We start from the raw sequence: 14342 nt of genomic DNA, 5'->3' as shown, positions 1-14342 counted from the left end.
CTAAACTTTGCTGCGGTTGAGGATGATGGCGTAGCGCGCCGGCTCGCCATGCGGATTGTGAAAGATGTGGGCTTCGGCAAGCCGCATGAACAGGCAGTCGCCCGCGTCAAGCACATGCGTCTCGTCACCGGCTGTCATCGTCAGCCTGCCTTCGAACAGCCAGAGATGCTGGGTGAGGCCAGCGTCGAACTGCTGCTGTTCGAACACCACGCGGGCACCCGGCGGAAACTCGACTTCGACGATATCGACCGGTGAGCCGACATTGTCGGGCGAGACCGAGCGGCGCAGGTAGCCCGTTTCCGGATCGCGCCAGACGCGCTGGTCGGCGCGCCGCAAAAGCGGACTTCCGGCCTCGTCGCCAGTTGCAAAGAAGCGCGACAGGGTCGTGCCCAAGGCGCTGCAGAGCCGGGCAAGCAACTGCGCCGTGGGGCTCGCCTCGCCGCGTTCGATGCGCGAGATCATCGCCCGGCTGACACCGGAGCGGCCGGCGAGATCGTCGAGCGTCAAGGTTTGAGCCAGCCGCAGCGCTTTCATCCGCTCGCCGATATCTGTTTCGAATGTGTTTGACGTTGATTCCATGATAGGAGAATTAAATGATCTTATAGTGGAGTCAACCGCCTCGTTATTCTTGCCAAATAAATCGGCTGCGTGCCGTTTTGGCGACAACCAAAAGCCATCTGTCCGGCTATGGTACCGGCCGGGACGGGTGGATGGAAAACCGCCCTACGATCAATATATTAGCAATCGCTTTGGCAGCAGCCACGCCGTTGGCGGCTGAGCGCTCCTGGGAGGGTAGATGGCAGCGGTGTCAGAAATCTCATCCGAACGGCCGCAATCCTCGGTCCTGTCGATCGCCAGCATCGTGTTGTCCATGGCCTGTGTCGGCATTGGCAATGGCGTGATGTTCGCCTATGTGCCCTTCGTGCTGGCCCGCAGCGAAAGCCCGACCTGGGTCGCCGGCGCTGCCGTCACCGCGCTTGCCTTCGGCGGTCTCGCAGGCTGCGTTATCGCCGGCCCGATGATCCGCCGCGTCGGTCATGCCCGCGCCTTTTCCTGCTCCATGGCGCTGGTCTTGCTGTCAGCCTTCCTGATTGCGCTCGGCGTTCATCCGCTGCTCTGGGTGCTGGCGCGCGGCCTCTATGGCGCCGCTGGCAATATCAACTTCATCATCTCGCTGAGCTGGCTCAACCATACCAGCGCCAACAGCTGGCGCGGCAGGGCCATGTCGGCGTTCTACATGACCTATGTCATTGCCCTCGGACTGGGTGCCTGGCTGTTCGGCCAGATCCCGGCGGAGGGCAACCTCGCGCCGCTGCTCACGATTTTCTTCACCACCATGGCCATCCTGCCGATCGGCCTGACGCGTCTGCCCAATCCGCCGCCGCCGGCGAAAGTCAGCGTCGATGTGCCGATGGTCTGGCGCAATTCCCCCGTCGCCTTCGTCGGCGTTCTAGCCGCCGGCGGCCTTTCCATGGCCGTGCAGGGTTTTACGCCGATCTATGCGGCTGCCAACCAGGTGAGCCAACGCGATGTGGCGCTGCTGATGCTCGTCATGCAGTTCGGCCTCATCTTCATCCAGTATCCGATGGGCGTGCTGTCGGACCGGATCGACCGGCGCATCGTGCTGATCCTTGTCTGCCTGCTGATCGCGGCCGCCGCCGTCGTTGCGCTCACCGTCTCCTTTGCCAATCTTATCCTGCTGATGCTGGTCTTCGCGATCTTCGCCGGTGCCGTCGAAACCGTCTATTCGATCGCCAATGCCCATGCCAACGATCGCACCGCGCCCACCGATTTCGTGCCGCTCGCCTCGACGCTTTTGATGTGCTGGTCGATCGCCGCCACGGTCATCCCGCTGTCGATCACGCTGCTGACGCCAGTGTTTGGCCCGAAGACCTTCATCCATGCAGCCATGGCCGTGTCGCTCGCCTATGCGGGTTTCGTTGCCTTCAGGCTCTACGGCCGGCCCGAGCGCGCGCCCGGCCAAGGCGACGGCTTCGAACTGATGAGCGCCCAAGTGCCAAACGCCGGTGCCCTGGTGGAGGACGAGAAGGCCGCTAGCAGCAGTCCGTGACGCTGGCCGTCTTATGGCGACATCACAATGAAGGCTTCGTGGCGGGGAATGTGAAGACTTCGTTGATATTATTGCATATTCCGGTTATCCCTATCCGCCGAAAATCACCTATTCATTCCGTTGGGAACAGGAAGCCGGGACCGCATCATGCTCAAGTTCAAGACATCTACCGGCGTGGTCAATGTCGACAACTGGGGCTATCAGTTGCAGGGGCTGGGCGGCGACCCGCAAAACGTCAACCTGCTCATCTCCGCCACCCATGATCTGCTCGTCATCGATTCCTCGCGTGATGGCACCAATAGCGGACGGTTTACCGCAGACGAAGTGACCCGCATGAAGGACGGCATGGGCGGGCGGTCCGTGGTCGTGTCGTATATCTCCATCGGCGAGGCGTCTGATTTCCGCGACTACTGGGACAAGGACTGGACCGTCAACGGCAAAGCCACCGGCGCACTGACCGACGAGGCACCGGACTGGCTTGGACCTCTCAATCCCGATTGGCCGGAATCGCGCAAGGTGCGGTACTGGGATCCGGACTGGCAGAACACCATGTTCAACGACCAGAAGACCGGCGATCTCGACGCCATCGTCAAGGCCGGGTTCGATGCGGCCTATCTCGACATCATCGACGCCTATTATTTCTGGGGTGCCGAAGTCTCTAAGGGTGATCGCCAGGCCGGTGATCCCGTCAACCAGAAACAGGCCGCGCAGCGCATGGTCGATTTCGTGGTCGCCTTGACGGAACATGCCCGCGAAACCAATCCGGACTTTTTCGTCATCCCCCAGAACGGCGCCTGGATCCTCAATGACCTGGGGACCGACACCGCGCGCAAGCAGGCCTATCTCGATGTCATCGGCGGCATTGCGGTCGAAGATCTTTATTATCGCGGCGACAAGGACGAGAACAATCCGCTGTGGCCCGACGAAGAGACGATCACAATCCTCAAGCGCGACTTTGTCGACAAGGGCATACCGGTCTTTGTGGTGGATTACATCAATGGCAGCGAGCGCATCGCCGCGTTCAACGAAATGGTATTGGCAGACGGCTTCATTCCGTTTGCCGCACCCGAGCGCGATCTCGACAGGCTGACCGGCACCTATGATGGCGACCCCGCCTATATCCGGCCCACCACGCAGGAGGACACCCTGCGTGGCTCAAAGCTCGCCGACAAGATCGACGGTCTGGGCGGCGACGATGAAATTGCCGGGCGCGAAGGCAATGACACGCTGTTCGGTCGCGGAGGAAACGACAGGCTGTGGGGCGGCGTTGGCAATGACAAGATTTCCGGCGGAGCCGGGAATGATGAGCTCTATGGCGGAGCGGGAAAAGACACCCTCACCGGCGGCAGCGGCAAGGATCAATTCGTCTTCGACACCAAGTTCGCCGCGGGCAATATCGATACGGTGGCCGATTTCAGCGTTGCCGATGATCGGCTTCTACTGGACCACGACATCGTTTCCAGGCTGCCAGCCGGTGCGCTGAAAGCTTCGGCCTTCATCATCGGCACGAAGGCGGCGGATGCCGGCGATCGGATCATCTACGACAGCCGAACCGGCGAACTTTTTTACGACGCCGACGGCGCGGGCAAGAGTGCGGCGATCCAGATTGCGCGGCTCGACAGCCACCTCAAACTGACGGCTGACGATTTCCTGATCTTCTGAGAACCAGCATTTGGTTGATCGCGCGTTTCGGCTTTTGCAGCAGCCTTGCGGCAAAGTGCCGGCGTCCATTGCATTTGGCCGACAGCAATCGGTAAAATTCTTTGCAGTTTTGGAGGTTCCATTGTATGCGGGCGCATGAGCACAAATTCGACTAGCACACCCCTGTCGCACATCCGCAATTTCTCGATCGTGGCCCATATCGACCACGGCAAGTCGACGCTGGCCGACCGGCTGATCCAGTCGACCGGCGGTCTTGCCGCGCGCGAGATGTCCGAACAGGTTCTCGACAACATGGATATCGAGAAGGAGCGCGGCATCACCATCAAGGCGCAGACCGTGCGCCTGCATTACGTCGCCAACAACGGCGAGACCTATGTCTTGAACCTGATCGACACGCCCGGCCATGTCGACTTTGCCTATGAAGTCTCGCGCTCGCTGTCGGCCTGCGAAGGTTCGCTGCTGGTGGTTGATGCCTCCCAAGGCGTCGAAGCACAGACGCTTGCCAACGTCTATCAGGCGATCGACAACAACCACGAGATCGTCACCGTCCTCAACAAGATCGACCTGCCGGCTGCCGAGCCCGACCGCATCCGCGAGCAGATCGAGGAAGTCATCGGCATCGACGCCTCGCAGGCCGTGTTGATTTCGGCCAAGACCGGCCTCGGCATTCCCGATGTGCTCGAAGCCATCGTCCACCAGCTGCCCGCGCCGAAAAGCGAAGGCGGCGAAGACGCGCCGCTGAAGGCGCTGCTCGTCGATAGCTGGTACGACACCTATCTCGGCGTCATCGTTCTCGTGCGCATTCTCGACGGCGTGCTCAAGAAGGGCCAGACGGTCCGCATGATGGGCACCGACGCCAAGTATCAGGTCGAGCGCGTCGGCGTCATCACGCCGAAGATGCTCACCGTCGATGCGCTGGGTCCCGGCGAGATCGGCTTCATCACGGCTAGCATCAAGGAAGTCGCCGATACGCGCGTTGGCGATACCATCACCGAGGACAAGCGCCCGACGGCGCAAGCGCTGCCGGGCTTCAAGCCGGCCCAGCCGGTCGTCTTCTGCGGCCTTTTCCCGGTCGACGCCGCCGATTTCGAGGATCTGCGCGCCGCCATGGGCAAGCTGCGCCTCAACGACGCTTCCTTCTCCTTCGAAATGGAATCATCCGCAGCGCTCGGCTTCGGTTTCCGCTGCGGCTTCCTCGGCCTGCTGCACCTGGAAATCATCCAGGAACGCCTCGAGCGCGAATTCGATCTCGACCTGATCGCGACTGCCCCCTCGGTCGTCTATCAGCTCTACATGACCGACGGCACGATGCGCGAGCTGCACAATCCGGCCGACATGCCCGACGTCGTCAAGATCTCGGAAATCCACGAGCCGTGGATCCGCGCGACCATCCTGACGCCCGACGACTATCTCGGCGGCATCCTGAAGCTCTGCCAGGACCGGCGCGGCATCCAGGTGGAACTCACCTATGTCGGTTCCCGCGCGATGCTGACCTACGACCTGCCGCTCAACGAAGTCGTGTTCGATTTCTACGACCGGCTGAAATCGATCTCCAAGGGTTATGCCTCCTTCGACTACAGCATCACCGCGCATCAGGAAGGCCATCTGGTCAAGATGTCGATCCTCGTCAACGGCGAGCCGGTCGATGCGCTGTCGATGATGGTGCACCGCATGGCCGCCGAAAAGCGCGGCCGCGACATGTGCGAAAAGCTCAAGGAGCTGATCCCGAAGCACATGTTCAAGATCCCGATCCAGGCCGCCATCGGCGGCAACGTGATCGCCCGCGAAACCATCTCGGCGCTGCGCAAGGACGTCACCGCCAAATGCTACGGCGGCGACGCCACCCGCAAGCGCAAGCTGCTCGACAAGCAGAAGGCCGGCAAGAAGCGCATGCGCCAGTTCGGCAAGGTGGAAATCCCGCAGGAAGCGTTTATTGCGGCGCTGAAGATGGGGGATGAGTGAGTTCTTTCCTTCCACGGTTCATGCGCATAGAATAGGCGCATGAACCGTGGAGATTGAAATGTCTCAGCTTTCCCGTAGGCCTGCCAATCTGTCATTGGACAGCGAACTCGTTTCGCAGGCGCGCGATCTCAAGATCAATCTTTCGCGCGCGGCGGAAGATGGCATCGAGCGCGCGATCAAAAGCGAGCGGGAACGCCTGTGGCGGCTGGAAAATGCCGAGGCGATCAGGCTGGAAAACGAATATGTTGATAAGCACGGCTTGCCGTTCGACAAATATCGCCGGTTCTGATGGCGAGGTTCGATGTTTACCGGCTGAAGTCAGACCGCATCCTGGCGATTGATCTTCAGGCCAACGTGCTGAACGATTTGCCGTCACGAATAATGGCGCCTCTCTATCCGGTCGGCGATATGTCGTGGTCGATTACCCGGCTCAATCCACGCTTCCTGATAGGTGGGGAGTTTTACGTCATGGTTACGCAGCGCCTGGCGGCGATCCACGTTTCCGAAATCGGGGAAGGCGTCGCCGATCTATCCGCGTTCCAAGATACCATCGTCGCGGCGACGGATTTTCTCATGCAGGGTTTTTAGCACGCCATCCAACGACTCGCGCACCGCGAAATGTCTCGGTGAGCAGTCCTTAGGCAACCTCAATCCGTTGCCGATCGATGGATAGTTCCCCACTCGCCCATCGCATCGAGCACCGGCACCAGCGACAGCCCATAACCCGTGTAGCGATATTCGACATAAACCACCTCGCCGATCTTTGAGGGTGTGCGGGAGACAAGGTTGTCGCGTTCCAGCGCGCGCAGGTTTTCGTGCAGCACTTTTTCCGAGACGCCGACGACGCGGCGCAGCTCGCCGAAATTGGCCGGCCCTTCGCGCAGCCGCCAGAGGATGCGCGGTTTCCATTTGCCGCCCATTGCCTTGATCGTCGCCAGCACAGGGCAGTCATGCATCTTGTCCATTGCCATCACTGCGTTCGAACTCCGTTGTCCCGGTATGACGCGGCACGCGGGCGGCGCCCGTCCACCTACCTCGAGGTAAGTCCTTGTCGAATTTGAATTTCCTCGGCAAAACTCCGGCGCAACCTTGGAGGAGACCTGCATGATCGTCGAATATATCCGATACGAAATGAAAACCCATTCCGCTGACGAGCTTGTCGCCGCCTATGGGCAGGCGGCGGAGCATCTTCGCGCGGCGCCGGAATGTCTGGCCTTTGATCTCGCCCGCTGCGTCGAGGAGCCAAACCGCCTGATCCTGCGCATTCACTGGGCTTCGCTCGAAGCCCATATGCAAGGCTTTCGCAAAGGACCCTGCTTTCCTCCGTTTTTTGCAGCGATCAGGCCGTTCGTCGGCGAGATCGCTGAAATGAGGCATTACGAGGAGACGGATGTCCGCTGGCAGCGATAATCCCAGCTCCCGTCATCCTCACCCGAGGATGACGGGACGGAATATCGCTGCCTAAGAGTCCCGCTCGGCAAATTCCTTCACCAGCACGTCATATGTCTCCATCGGCGGAATGGTTTCATAGCTGTGCACCGCAGCCGTGGTTGCAAAGGGCAGCTTCTTGCTCGTGAAGGTCTCGATGAACGGCGAGAACCAGCTTGTGTCGTCGAGCATGGTCGGGCGCAGGTTGACGAACCAGTCCATGCCTTCGGGGCGGGTGAACATCCAGGTCATGCAGTGCGGGCAGAAATAGTGGCGGGTGGCGCCGTGCAGGCCGCCGATCACCGGTTCGCCCTCAGTTACCTCGAAGCCCTCGGCCGGAATGGCGGCGCTCAGCGAATAGGCACTGGACGACATCTTCTGGCAGCCGGTGCAGTGGCAGGCCATGGTGAGCAGCGGCGGTGCGCTGATTTTCAGCCGCACCTGGCCGCAACGGCAGCCGCCTTCCAAGGGCAGATTTTGCATGGTCATGATGGGGTCCTCCGCATTTCGGATCAATCTAGCGGAGAGACCGAAGCCGTCAAACGGATCATTGCCTTTGCCGGCGAGCCGTTGCTGCAAAGGGTCGTCAAGGCAGGACGGCTTGGCCGCAGATTTCAGTCCGAGGCGCAAGGCCAGCTGGACGGCGCAATCAGTCCGGCTGGCAGCTTCGTCTTGTCGTTGCCGCAGGCAAGGTCAATCTGTGCCTGCTCGAGACCCTTGGCGGAAGAAAGATCGAGCCCCTCGATCCGGGTCAGAAACAGGAAGGCTTGGTCGAAGACGAGCGGACCTTCGAACGTGGTGCCGCTGAGATCAGCGCGCGAAAGATTGGCGAACGAAAAGCGCGTGCCGGTCAGAACCGCGCCCTTGAAGTGCGTGCGGCTCAGTTCAGCTTTCTCGAAATTGGCGCCGGTAAGCTGGGCACCGCTGAAATCGGCCCGCTGCAGTTCGGCGCTGGCAAATGAAGCGCCATTGGCGACAATGTTGACGAAGTTCGATCTGTAGGCCTCTACCCGCGCGAAATTTGCCCTCTCCGCCCTCGCGCCGGACAGCCAGGCGCGCACCAGATGGGCCTTCTCCAGGTTCGCAGATGTCAGGTTCGAGTCGCTGAGGTCGGTCATGGAAAAATCAGTGCCGAAGAGGTTGGCGCCTTCCAGTTCGCTCGCCTGCAACATCAGGCTTTTCTTGGTGCATTCGCTCCAGTCCAGCCCGGGTTCCGGCCTGCTGTTGCAATAGGCCGCCATCGCCGGCTGAGCCGCGAAAACCGAGGCGGAAAGGAAGAGCGCTGAGACCAGGAAGGCAGGTGAACAACCGGACAGGATTGCCTTTTTCGCGGATCGGCCCATCTTCACCATCCCACTGAGTTCTTTAGCAAGCATGCGCATTCCCACTCCGATCCTCCGCCTATGCCCGGTTGCCCGGATGCAGGGCCTCCGCCTGTTCTATACCGCTTGCGCGGCAATAAAAAGAACATTGCCCTTGCCACTGGAAATGGGGAGGCGCGCGGCAATGTCAAACCAGGCAGCTAGGCCTATGCGGACGCCGCCGCCAGTTTCCGCGCGTCGTTGCCAACCGTTTCGGCGCTCCGGATCGTCCCGACCCAGGCCCGGGCCAGGGCAAGGCCCGCCGCATCGGCCTGTTCGGCATGCCGCGCGGCATGCTCGGGGTAGCGCTCCAGCCAATGCGGATCGAGACCCATGATCTGGTCCGCGAAAATCCGGTTCCAGTCCTCGACGACGCGCGTTCCGGCCTCGAAATGAAACTGCATGCCATAGGCGGCACGGCCGACGCGGAAGGCCTGGTTGGCAACCGCGGGATTGGTGGCGAGGTGGACCGCGCCTTCGGGCAGGGTGAAGCTGTCGGAATGCCATTCGAAGATGGTGAAGGTTTTTCCGGCTACGCCGAGCACCGGATCGGAAATACCCTCGCTTGTCAGTTCGACCCCATGCCATCCAAATTCGCGGGTCCGGTCGAGGAGGTTTTCCGCCCCATACGCCCGCGCCAGAATCTGGCTGCCGAGGCAGATACCGAGCACCGCCTTGTCGGCATCGGCAAAGGCACGCATCAGGCGGCCAAGCTCCGGCAGGTAGGGGTGGATGTGGTCATCAACAGCGCTCTGGTCGCCGCCGAGCACCACCAGCGCGTCATGCGCATGGAAGTCGCCTGGCAGCGCCTCGCCGGTGAAAGGCCGCCGCAGATCGATCTCTGCCCCTGCTGCGTCAAGCGCCACGCCCACCTGTCCAAGGTCGGAATGGACCATGTTTTCCACCACCAGAACCCGCATGTCGTCTCCACTTATCCTGTCGTTTCAACAAGATTGATCATGCCGCGCCTTGCCATTCAAGAGGGTTTCGAGCCGATTTGGCGGCGTGTGCTATTGCCGGAACGGCCGACAAGTCTTGACCTTTTGGCCCGAAAGTAGCATTGGACCGGCTTGGTCGCGTTCGATGAAACGCCAGACAGCGGAAAAGCCATGAGCAAAGTTACATCCTCTGCCCCCTCGCAGCGCATGCTGAGGGTCGGCGAACAAGTTCGCGCAGCCCTGACGCAGGTGCTGCAGCGCGGCGAGGTGCGCGATCCGCTGATCGAAAAAACGGTGATCTCGATTTCCGAAGTGCGCATGTCGCCCGACCTGAAGATCGCCACGGCCTTCGTGACGCCGCTCGGCGTGGCCGATCACGCGGCGACCATCGAGGCCCTGAATCGCAACGCCAAATATATCCGCGGCCGCCTGACGCCGCATTTGCGCCAGATGAAATACATGCCGGAGGTTCGCTTCCGCGACGATACCAGCTTCGACAACTACAAGAAGATCGACGAACTGCTCAAGTCTCCGGAAGTGGTCCGCGATCTGAAGGACGAAGACGGCGAAGAGTGATGGCAAAGCATATCACTCTGGATGAGCTGAACGGATGGACCTTCGAGCAGCGCCAGACATTCTACCGTAATGGCCTTGCCCGGTTCGACAATGCCGAGGCTGTTCGCCTAGTGGAAATGATGGTCTCCTCGGGCCTACCCTTCCGCCGGGGCAAGGAGATCGCCCATGGCGACGCTGAGATGAAGGCGCTCGAGGCCATCGTCTATTCGCCCTATAATGAGAAGCTGCTGCTCGATGCGGCCGCCGCGGGCAAGCCGCCGCTCGGCGCCATCGAGCCTTTGATCGTCGAAGACCTCGGCGAAGATTATAGGATCGACAATGGCGGCACGATCGCGGCAGGATACCTGATCGCAAGGCGCCTCTATGCCTTGGGATTTGAAAAGGGCAACAGCCAGAAAATGCCGGACGGCAGCGTTGCAAAGACAGCCGCGACGTTTCGCAAAAAAAGAGCATAAATAATGTCAAAACCTCGCAAACCCAAGGGCCGCCCGGTTTCCGGCTGGCTGATCCTCGACAAGCCGCTGGACTTCGGCTCGACCGAGGCCGTGTCGAAGATCAAGTGGCTGTTCAAGGCGCAGAAGGCGGGCCATGCCGGCACGCTCGATCCGCTCGCCTCCGGCATGCTGCCGGTCGCGCTCGGCGACGCGACCAAGACGGTTCCCTACGTCATGGACGGCCGCAAGATCTACGAATTCGCCGTTGCCTGGGGCGAGGAGCGTTCGACCGACGATCTGGAGGGCGAGGTCGTCCAGTCGTCCGACGCCCGCCCGTCCGAGGAGGACATTCGCGCGCTGCTGCCGAAATATACCGGCGTCATCAGCCAGGTGCCGCCGCAGTTTTCCGCCATCAAGATCGACGGCAACCGCGCCTATGATCTGGCCCGCGAAGGCGAAACCGTGGACATCCCGGCTCGCGAAGTGGAAGTCTTCCGCCTGTCGCTGCTCGGCTGCACGCCGAACCTGGCGCATTTCGAGATCGAATGCGGCAAGGGCACTTATGTGCGATCGTTGGCGCGCGATTTCGGCCGCGATCTCGGCTGTTTCGGTCATATCGCGTCGCTGCGCCGCAGCTTCGTTGCACCCTTTGCCGAAGAGGCGATGGTGCCGCTCTCCGAACTTGTGGCGCTGGAAAAGATCGAGAACGAGGACGAGCGGCTGGAAGCGCTCGATGCCTTCCTGATCGATACCGGCGAGGCGCTTTCCAACCTGCCGCATATCGCCATCACCGAGGATCAGGCGCATCGCCTGAAAATGGGCAATCCGATCATCCTGCGTGGCCGCGATGCGCCCATGGCGGAGCCGGAGGCCTATGCGACGTCGCGCGGAAAGCTCATCGCCATCGGCGAGATCGGCGAGGGCGAATTCAGGCCCAAGCGCGTCTTCGCCACCGGTTGAGTTCCGGCCGCAGTCCCACAGATTTCGTCACATGGCATCGGGTTGCCTTCCTAAGATCGCTGGCGCATGTTCCGGTCGGTGATCGGGATTCGCGCGCATTTCGCGGTCCGGGGGCTGATCTGATGAGGAAAGCTTGAGCGACAGACAGGACAAACAGAGCGAGCTGGGCGCTCCTTGGAGGGCGCTCCTGCGCTCGCGGCTGCGGCGCCCGCTGTCGTTCTATCTGACGGTGCTGCTGCTCGTCGCCATCGTTCCTTCCTTCGTCTTTTCGATGATCATCCTGAAGCGCAGCATCGACGAGCAGGAGCGCGTGGTCACGGCGCTGCTCAAGGGCACGACCGGCGCGGTCACCCGCGTGGTCGAGCGCGAGATCGACGGCATGCTGACCACGCTCAAGGTGTTGTCGACCGCAAGTGCGATCGACAACAGGAATCTGGATCAGTTCTATGAGCGGGCGTCGTCCGCCCTTGCCGATACCGATTCCAATCTGCTGGTTATCGATCGCACGCACAATCAGCTTTTCAACACGCGGGTGCCCTTTGGCAGCGCGCTCGGCAAGGCGTCGGATCCTGCCTCGATCGACCTGGCGTTCCGCAACGGCGGCCCGCTGATTTCAAATGTCTTTTTTGGCAGGACGGCGGGAAAATGGGTGTTCAACGTCTATCTGCCGATCACCACGCCGCTCGGCAACAATGATTATCTGCTGACGCTGACCCAGAATGCCGAGAACATGTCGAAAGCGGTCAGCAAGGATGTTCTGTCGCCCGGCTGGAATGCGGCGCTGGTCGACGGCGCTGACAATGTGATTGCCTCGTCCGATCCCACCGTGGCGGTGGGCAGGGCGTTCTTTATGAACATCGTACCGGCGTTGCGCGTCGGTGTCGGTGAGGCGACGCATGACGGCGTGGCATACAGGACGGTCACGGAGTTTTCCGTTCTCACCGGCTGGAAGGTCATCGCATGGGCGAAAAGTGCCGATGTCGACGCGCCGGCCTTGTGGTCCTATCTCTGGCTGTCGCTGGGCGGGATTCTTTTTGCCGGCATCGCGGTCGCCGGGTCGGTGACCATCGCCGGGCTTCTGACGCAGGGCGTCAAGGTGCTGGCGCGCGATGCGCATCTCCTGGGTGCCGGCCGGCCGATCGCGCCGCGCAGGCATATGATCTCCGAGATCGAGACGGTGTCTACCGCGTTGGCCGAGGCGGCCCGGTCCCGCAGGAAGGCGGAAAACGAAATCCGCTTCCTGATGCGCGAGGTGGCGCACCGGTCGAAGAACCAGTTGACTGTCATTCAGTCGATGCTCAACCAATCTCTCAACGCGGCGGAAAGCCGGGTGGATTTTGCCGAAGCGTTCCGCAAGCGGATTGCCGGCCTTGCCCGCTCGACCGATCTGATGATCGCCAATGCCGCGCAGGGCGTCGATTTCCAGGAACTCGCGCAAAACCAGCTCCAGCCGTTCATTCCCGACGATCCACAGCGCGTTCGCCTTTCGGGGCCGTCCGTGCGTCTTGACGCCCAGGTTTCGCAGACGCTGGGCATGGCGCTGCATGAGCTTGCCACCAACGCGACGAAATATGGTGCGCTAGGCAACAGCAAGGGGATCGTCGACCTCAAGTGGTCGGTCTCTGACGGGGCATTTCTGCTCATCTGGAGAGAAACGGGCGCCGATATCGATGCCGACACCATCGCCCCCGCGCGCAAGGGCTTCGGTACCATCGTGCTTGAGCGTATGCTTGGCATGGCGCTGGATGCCGAACTGGAGCGGATCATGCATGCGGACGGCATCGAATGGCGGATGAAGATCCCCGAGGAGCGGTTGAACGCAAACCTGTCGATGCAATCCTAGTCGGGCTATCCTGCGTGACAGCTGACTACCCCTGTCGAAAGAGAAAAAAACATGCGCCATAAGAGGATCGTCGCCGCTACCGCAGTTGCGGTTTTCGCGTTTGGCACAGTGCCTGCCTTCGGCGCCGAATGCGTGGTGGCCGACCCGACAGGAACGCCGCTCAATGTCCGGGCACAGCCAAACGGACAGATATTGTCGACGCTCGACAATGGGTTTTCCGTGGATGTGATCGCCGAAACGCAAGTGGGCGGCAAGCGCTGGTTCCAAGTGGCTGAGGATGGCGAAACACTGGGCTGGGTCTTTGCCAATTTCCTCGATTGCTCGAGACACGACGAAAACCTGAAATCGGCGCCCATGCATCCGCGCACAGCGCCACAATAAGCGGCCCGGAAGGGCTTTATCCGCCCTCTTTCTTTTTGATGCCGGATGGTTTATAGGCAGCGCCAGCATCAGACCCCGATCAAGCGGACTTTTGCCTTCATGGCCGCAGCTAGACGACATCCCGGCTGCTGGCGACCCGAAATCCTAAACATTGAAAGGATGACACGATGTCGATCACTGCAGAGCGCAAGGCTGCGCTCATCAAGGAATACGCAACTGTTGAAGGCGATACCGGTTCTCCGGAAGTCCAGGTTGCAATCCTCACCGAGCGGATCAACAACCTGACCGAACACTTCAAGGGCCACAAGAAGGACAACCACTCACGTCGTGGCCTTCTGGCAATGGTTTCCAGCCGCCGTTCGCTTCTTGACTACGTCAAGGGCAAGGACGAAGCGCGCTACACCAAGCTGATCACCGCTCTCGGCATTCGCCGCTAAGCCTTACACCGGCGGGACCCTTCGAAGGAAGGATGCCCGCCGGTTCGTTTTTGCGGGATTGATCCCGTCTTTTGCGCTTCCGGGCGAGCCACGCTGGCTCCGCCGAAGCGGACGCTCCAGCAGACCGGATGGGCCGGCTCTGCGGAACCAACCGATGACCTGTCATGGGGCAGGATTGCAGGATGCTTCGGCGCTGCGCGTTTTTGTAAGGCACCGGAAGGCAATTGGCTTTCAGGAGCGGAACGACCGCCAGCCAGATTTTGGAAGCCTCCCGTTGTCTTGCCCGTGA

At 61.0% G+C, this 14342-nt stretch carries 17 protein-coding genes; 12 read left to right on the top strand and 5 right to left on the bottom strand.

Annotation, left to right across the window (positions count from 1 at the left end; translation table 11 throughout):
- On the bottom strand, positions 1 to 579 hold the full coding sequence (locus ACSQ3F_RS05435) for a helix-turn-helix domain-containing protein (RefSeq protein ID WP_436099286.1): 579 nt from the start codon (positions 577 to 579) through the stop codon (positions 1 to 3).
- Positions 580 to 796: 217 nt separating this feature from the next.
- Here ACSQ3F_RS05435 and ACSQ3F_RS05430 point away from each other — a divergent pair, with 217 nt between their 5' ends.
- From ACSQ3F_RS05430 to ACSQ3F_RS05410, 5 genes are all read left to right on the top strand, one after another.
- A complete protein-coding gene (locus ACSQ3F_RS05430; protein WP_436099285.1) occupies positions 797 to 2071 on the top strand; it encodes an MFS transporter in 1275 nt (424 codons plus the stop codon).
- Positions 2072 to 2218: 147 nt separating this feature from the next.
- Positions 2219 to 3733, top strand: coding sequence for an MJ1477/TM1410 family putative glycoside hydrolase (locus ACSQ3F_RS05425; protein WP_436099284.1), 1515 nt, complete (start codon positions 2219 to 2221; stop codon positions 3731 to 3733).
- Positions 3734 to 3868: 135 nt separating this feature from the next.
- Positions 3869 to 5695 (top strand): translation elongation factor 4, encoded by a 1827-nt coding sequence (gene lepA / locus ACSQ3F_RS05420; protein ID WP_436099283.1) that lies wholly within the window; start codon positions 3869 to 3871, stop codon positions 5693 to 5695.
- A 58-nt stretch (positions 5696 to 5753) separates the two neighbouring features.
- Positions 5754 to 5984, top strand: coding sequence for a type II toxin-antitoxin system CcdA family antitoxin (locus ACSQ3F_RS05415; RefSeq protein ID WP_436099282.1), 231 nt, complete (start codon positions 5754 to 5756; stop codon positions 5982 to 5984).
- Positions 5984 to 6283: a CcdB family protein gene (locus tag ACSQ3F_RS05410; protein WP_436099281.1), complete on the top strand. Its 300-nt coding sequence runs from the start codon at positions 5984 to 5986 to the stop codon at positions 6281 to 6283. The genes ACSQ3F_RS05415 and ACSQ3F_RS05410 overlap by 1 nt, the downstream gene beginning before the upstream one ends.
- A gap of 59 nt (positions 6284 to 6342) precedes the next feature.
- On the opposite strand, the gene ACSQ3F_RS05405 is transcribed toward ACSQ3F_RS05410, so the two are convergent.
- A complete protein-coding gene (locus ACSQ3F_RS05405; protein ID WP_436099280.1) occupies positions 6343 to 6660 on the bottom strand; it encodes a winged helix-turn-helix transcriptional regulator in 318 nt (105 codons plus the stop codon).
- Between the two features lie 139 nt (positions 6661 to 6799).
- Between ACSQ3F_RS05405 and ACSQ3F_RS05400 the strand changes: the two genes are divergently transcribed.
- Positions 6800 to 7105 carry a putative quinol monooxygenase gene (locus ACSQ3F_RS05400; protein WP_436099279.1) on the top strand — a complete coding sequence of 102 codons (306 nt, stop codon included), beginning with the start codon at positions 6800 to 6802 and terminating at the stop codon, positions 7103 to 7105.
- 51 nt (positions 7106 to 7156) lie between these two features.
- On the opposite strand, the gene ACSQ3F_RS05395 is transcribed toward ACSQ3F_RS05400, so the two are convergent.
- The 3 genes from ACSQ3F_RS05395 to ACSQ3F_RS05385 all read right to left on the bottom strand — a co-directional run bounded on the left by ACSQ3F_RS05395 (position 7157) and on the right by ACSQ3F_RS05385 (position 9404).
- Positions 7157 to 7612: a GFA family protein gene (locus ACSQ3F_RS05395; protein ID WP_436099278.1), complete on the bottom strand. Its 456-nt coding sequence runs from the start codon at positions 7610 to 7612 to the stop codon at positions 7157 to 7159.
- A 125-nt stretch (positions 7613 to 7737) separates the two neighbouring features.
- Entirely contained in the window at positions 7738 to 8466 is a 729-nt protein-coding gene (locus ACSQ3F_RS05390; RefSeq protein ID WP_436102046.1) for a pentapeptide repeat-containing protein, read from the bottom strand.
- 185 nt (positions 8467 to 8651) lie between these two features.
- A complete protein-coding gene (locus tag ACSQ3F_RS05385) occupies positions 8652 to 9404 on the bottom strand; it encodes a type 1 glutamine amidotransferase (protein ID WP_436099277.1) in 753 nt (250 codons plus the stop codon).
- A 189-nt stretch (positions 9405 to 9593) separates the two neighbouring features.
- On the opposite strand from ACSQ3F_RS05385, the gene rbfA reads away from it, so the two are divergent.
- The 6 genes from rbfA to rpsO all read left to right on the top strand — a co-directional run bounded on the left by rbfA (position 9594) and on the right by rpsO (position 14053).
- Positions 9594 to 9998 (top strand): 30S ribosome-binding factor RbfA, encoded by a 405-nt coding sequence (rbfA, locus tag ACSQ3F_RS05380; protein ID WP_436099276.1) that lies wholly within the window; start codon positions 9594 to 9596, stop codon positions 9996 to 9998.
- Positions 9998 to 10453, top strand: a complete 456-nt coding sequence (locus tag ACSQ3F_RS05375; protein ID WP_436099275.1) for a hypothetical protein — start codon at positions 9998 to 10000, stop codon at positions 10451 to 10453. Before rbfA ends, ACSQ3F_RS05375 begins: the two co-directional genes overlap by 1 nt.
- Positions 10454 to 10456: 3 nt before the next feature.
- A complete protein-coding gene (gene truB / locus ACSQ3F_RS05370; protein WP_436099274.1) occupies positions 10457 to 11392 on the top strand; it encodes a tRNA pseudouridine(55) synthase TruB in 936 nt (311 codons plus the stop codon).
- A 133-nt stretch (positions 11393 to 11525) separates the two neighbouring features.
- A complete protein-coding gene (locus ACSQ3F_RS05365) occupies positions 11526 to 13235 on the top strand; it encodes a sensor histidine kinase (protein WP_436099273.1) in 1710 nt (569 codons plus the stop codon).
- A gap of 51 nt (positions 13236 to 13286) precedes the next feature.
- The gene (locus ACSQ3F_RS05360; protein WP_436099272.1) at positions 13287 to 13616 is read left to right on the top strand and encodes an SH3 domain-containing protein; all 330 of its coding nucleotides are present in this window, start codon (positions 13287 to 13289) and stop codon (positions 13614 to 13616) included.
- Positions 13617 to 13783: 167 nt separating this feature from the next.
- On the top strand, positions 13784 to 14053 hold the full coding sequence (gene rpsO / locus ACSQ3F_RS05355) for a 30S ribosomal protein S15 (protein ID WP_018323646.1): 270 nt from the start codon (positions 13784 to 13786) through the stop codon (positions 14051 to 14053).
- Positions 14054 to 14342: the final 289 nt, after the last annotated feature.

This window comes from Pararhizobium sp. LjRoot238 (assembly GCF_964252955.1).
Classification (GTDB): domain Bacteria; phylum Pseudomonadota; class Alphaproteobacteria; order Rhizobiales; family Rhizobiaceae; genus Pararhizobium.
This window is presented reverse-complemented; position numbering and strand designations above follow the sequence as displayed.

What these genes read in the sequence shown, in the direction of transcription:
- ACSQ3F_RS05435 (WP_436099286.1), bottom strand. Translation starts at nt 579, where the DNA reads ATGGAATCAACGTCAAACACATTCGAAACAGATATCGGCGAGCGGATG.
- ACSQ3F_RS05430 (WP_436099285.1), top strand. Translation starts at nt 797, where the DNA reads ATGGCAGCGGTGTCAGAAATCTCATCCGAACGGCCGCAATCCTCGGTC.
- ACSQ3F_RS05425 (WP_436099284.1), top strand. Translation starts at nt 2,219, where the DNA reads ATGCTCAAGTTCAAGACATCTACCGGCGTGGTCAATGTCGACAACTGG.
- lepA (WP_436099283.1), top strand. Translation starts at nt 3,869, where the DNA reads ATGAGCACAAATTCGACTAGCACACCCCTGTCGCACATCCGCAATTTC.
- ACSQ3F_RS05415 (WP_436099282.1), top strand. Translation starts at nt 5,754, where the DNA reads ATGTCTCAGCTTTCCCGTAGGCCTGCCAATCTGTCATTGGACAGCGAA.
- ACSQ3F_RS05410 (WP_436099281.1), top strand. Translation starts at nt 5,984, where the DNA reads ATGGCGAGGTTCGATGTTTACCGGCTGAAGTCAGACCGCATCCTGGCG.
- ACSQ3F_RS05405 (WP_436099280.1), bottom strand. Translation starts at nt 6,660, where the DNA reads ATGGACAAGATGCATGACTGCCCTGTGCTGGCGACGATCAAGGCAATG.
- ACSQ3F_RS05400 (WP_436099279.1), top strand. Translation starts at nt 6,800, where the DNA reads ATGATCGTCGAATATATCCGATACGAAATGAAAACCCATTCCGCTGAC.
- ACSQ3F_RS05395 (WP_436099278.1), bottom strand. Translation starts at nt 7,612, where the DNA reads ATGACCATGCAAAATCTGCCCTTGGAAGGCGGCTGCCGTTGCGGCCAG.
- ACSQ3F_RS05390 (WP_436102046.1), bottom strand. Translation starts at nt 8,466, where the DNA reads ATGGGCCGATCCGCGAAAAAGGCAATCCTGTCCGGTTGTTCACCTGCC.
- ACSQ3F_RS05385 (WP_436099277.1), bottom strand. Translation starts at nt 9,404, where the DNA reads ATGCGGGTTCTGGTGGTGGAAAACATGGTCCATTCCGACCTTGGACAG.
- rbfA (WP_436099276.1), top strand. Translation starts at nt 9,594, where the DNA reads ATGAGCAAAGTTACATCCTCTGCCCCCTCGCAGCGCATGCTGAGGGTC.
- ACSQ3F_RS05375 (WP_436099275.1), top strand. Translation starts at nt 9,998, where the DNA reads ATGGCAAAGCATATCACTCTGGATGAGCTGAACGGATGGACCTTCGAG.
- truB (WP_436099274.1), top strand. Translation starts at nt 10,457, where the DNA reads ATGTCAAAACCTCGCAAACCCAAGGGCCGCCCGGTTTCCGGCTGGCTG.
- ACSQ3F_RS05360 (WP_436099272.1), top strand. Translation starts at nt 13,287, where the DNA reads ATGCGCCATAAGAGGATCGTCGCCGCTACCGCAGTTGCGGTTTTCGCG.
- rpsO (WP_018323646.1), top strand. Translation starts at nt 13,784, where the DNA reads ATGTCGATCACTGCAGAGCGCAAGGCTGCGCTCATCAAGGAATACGCA.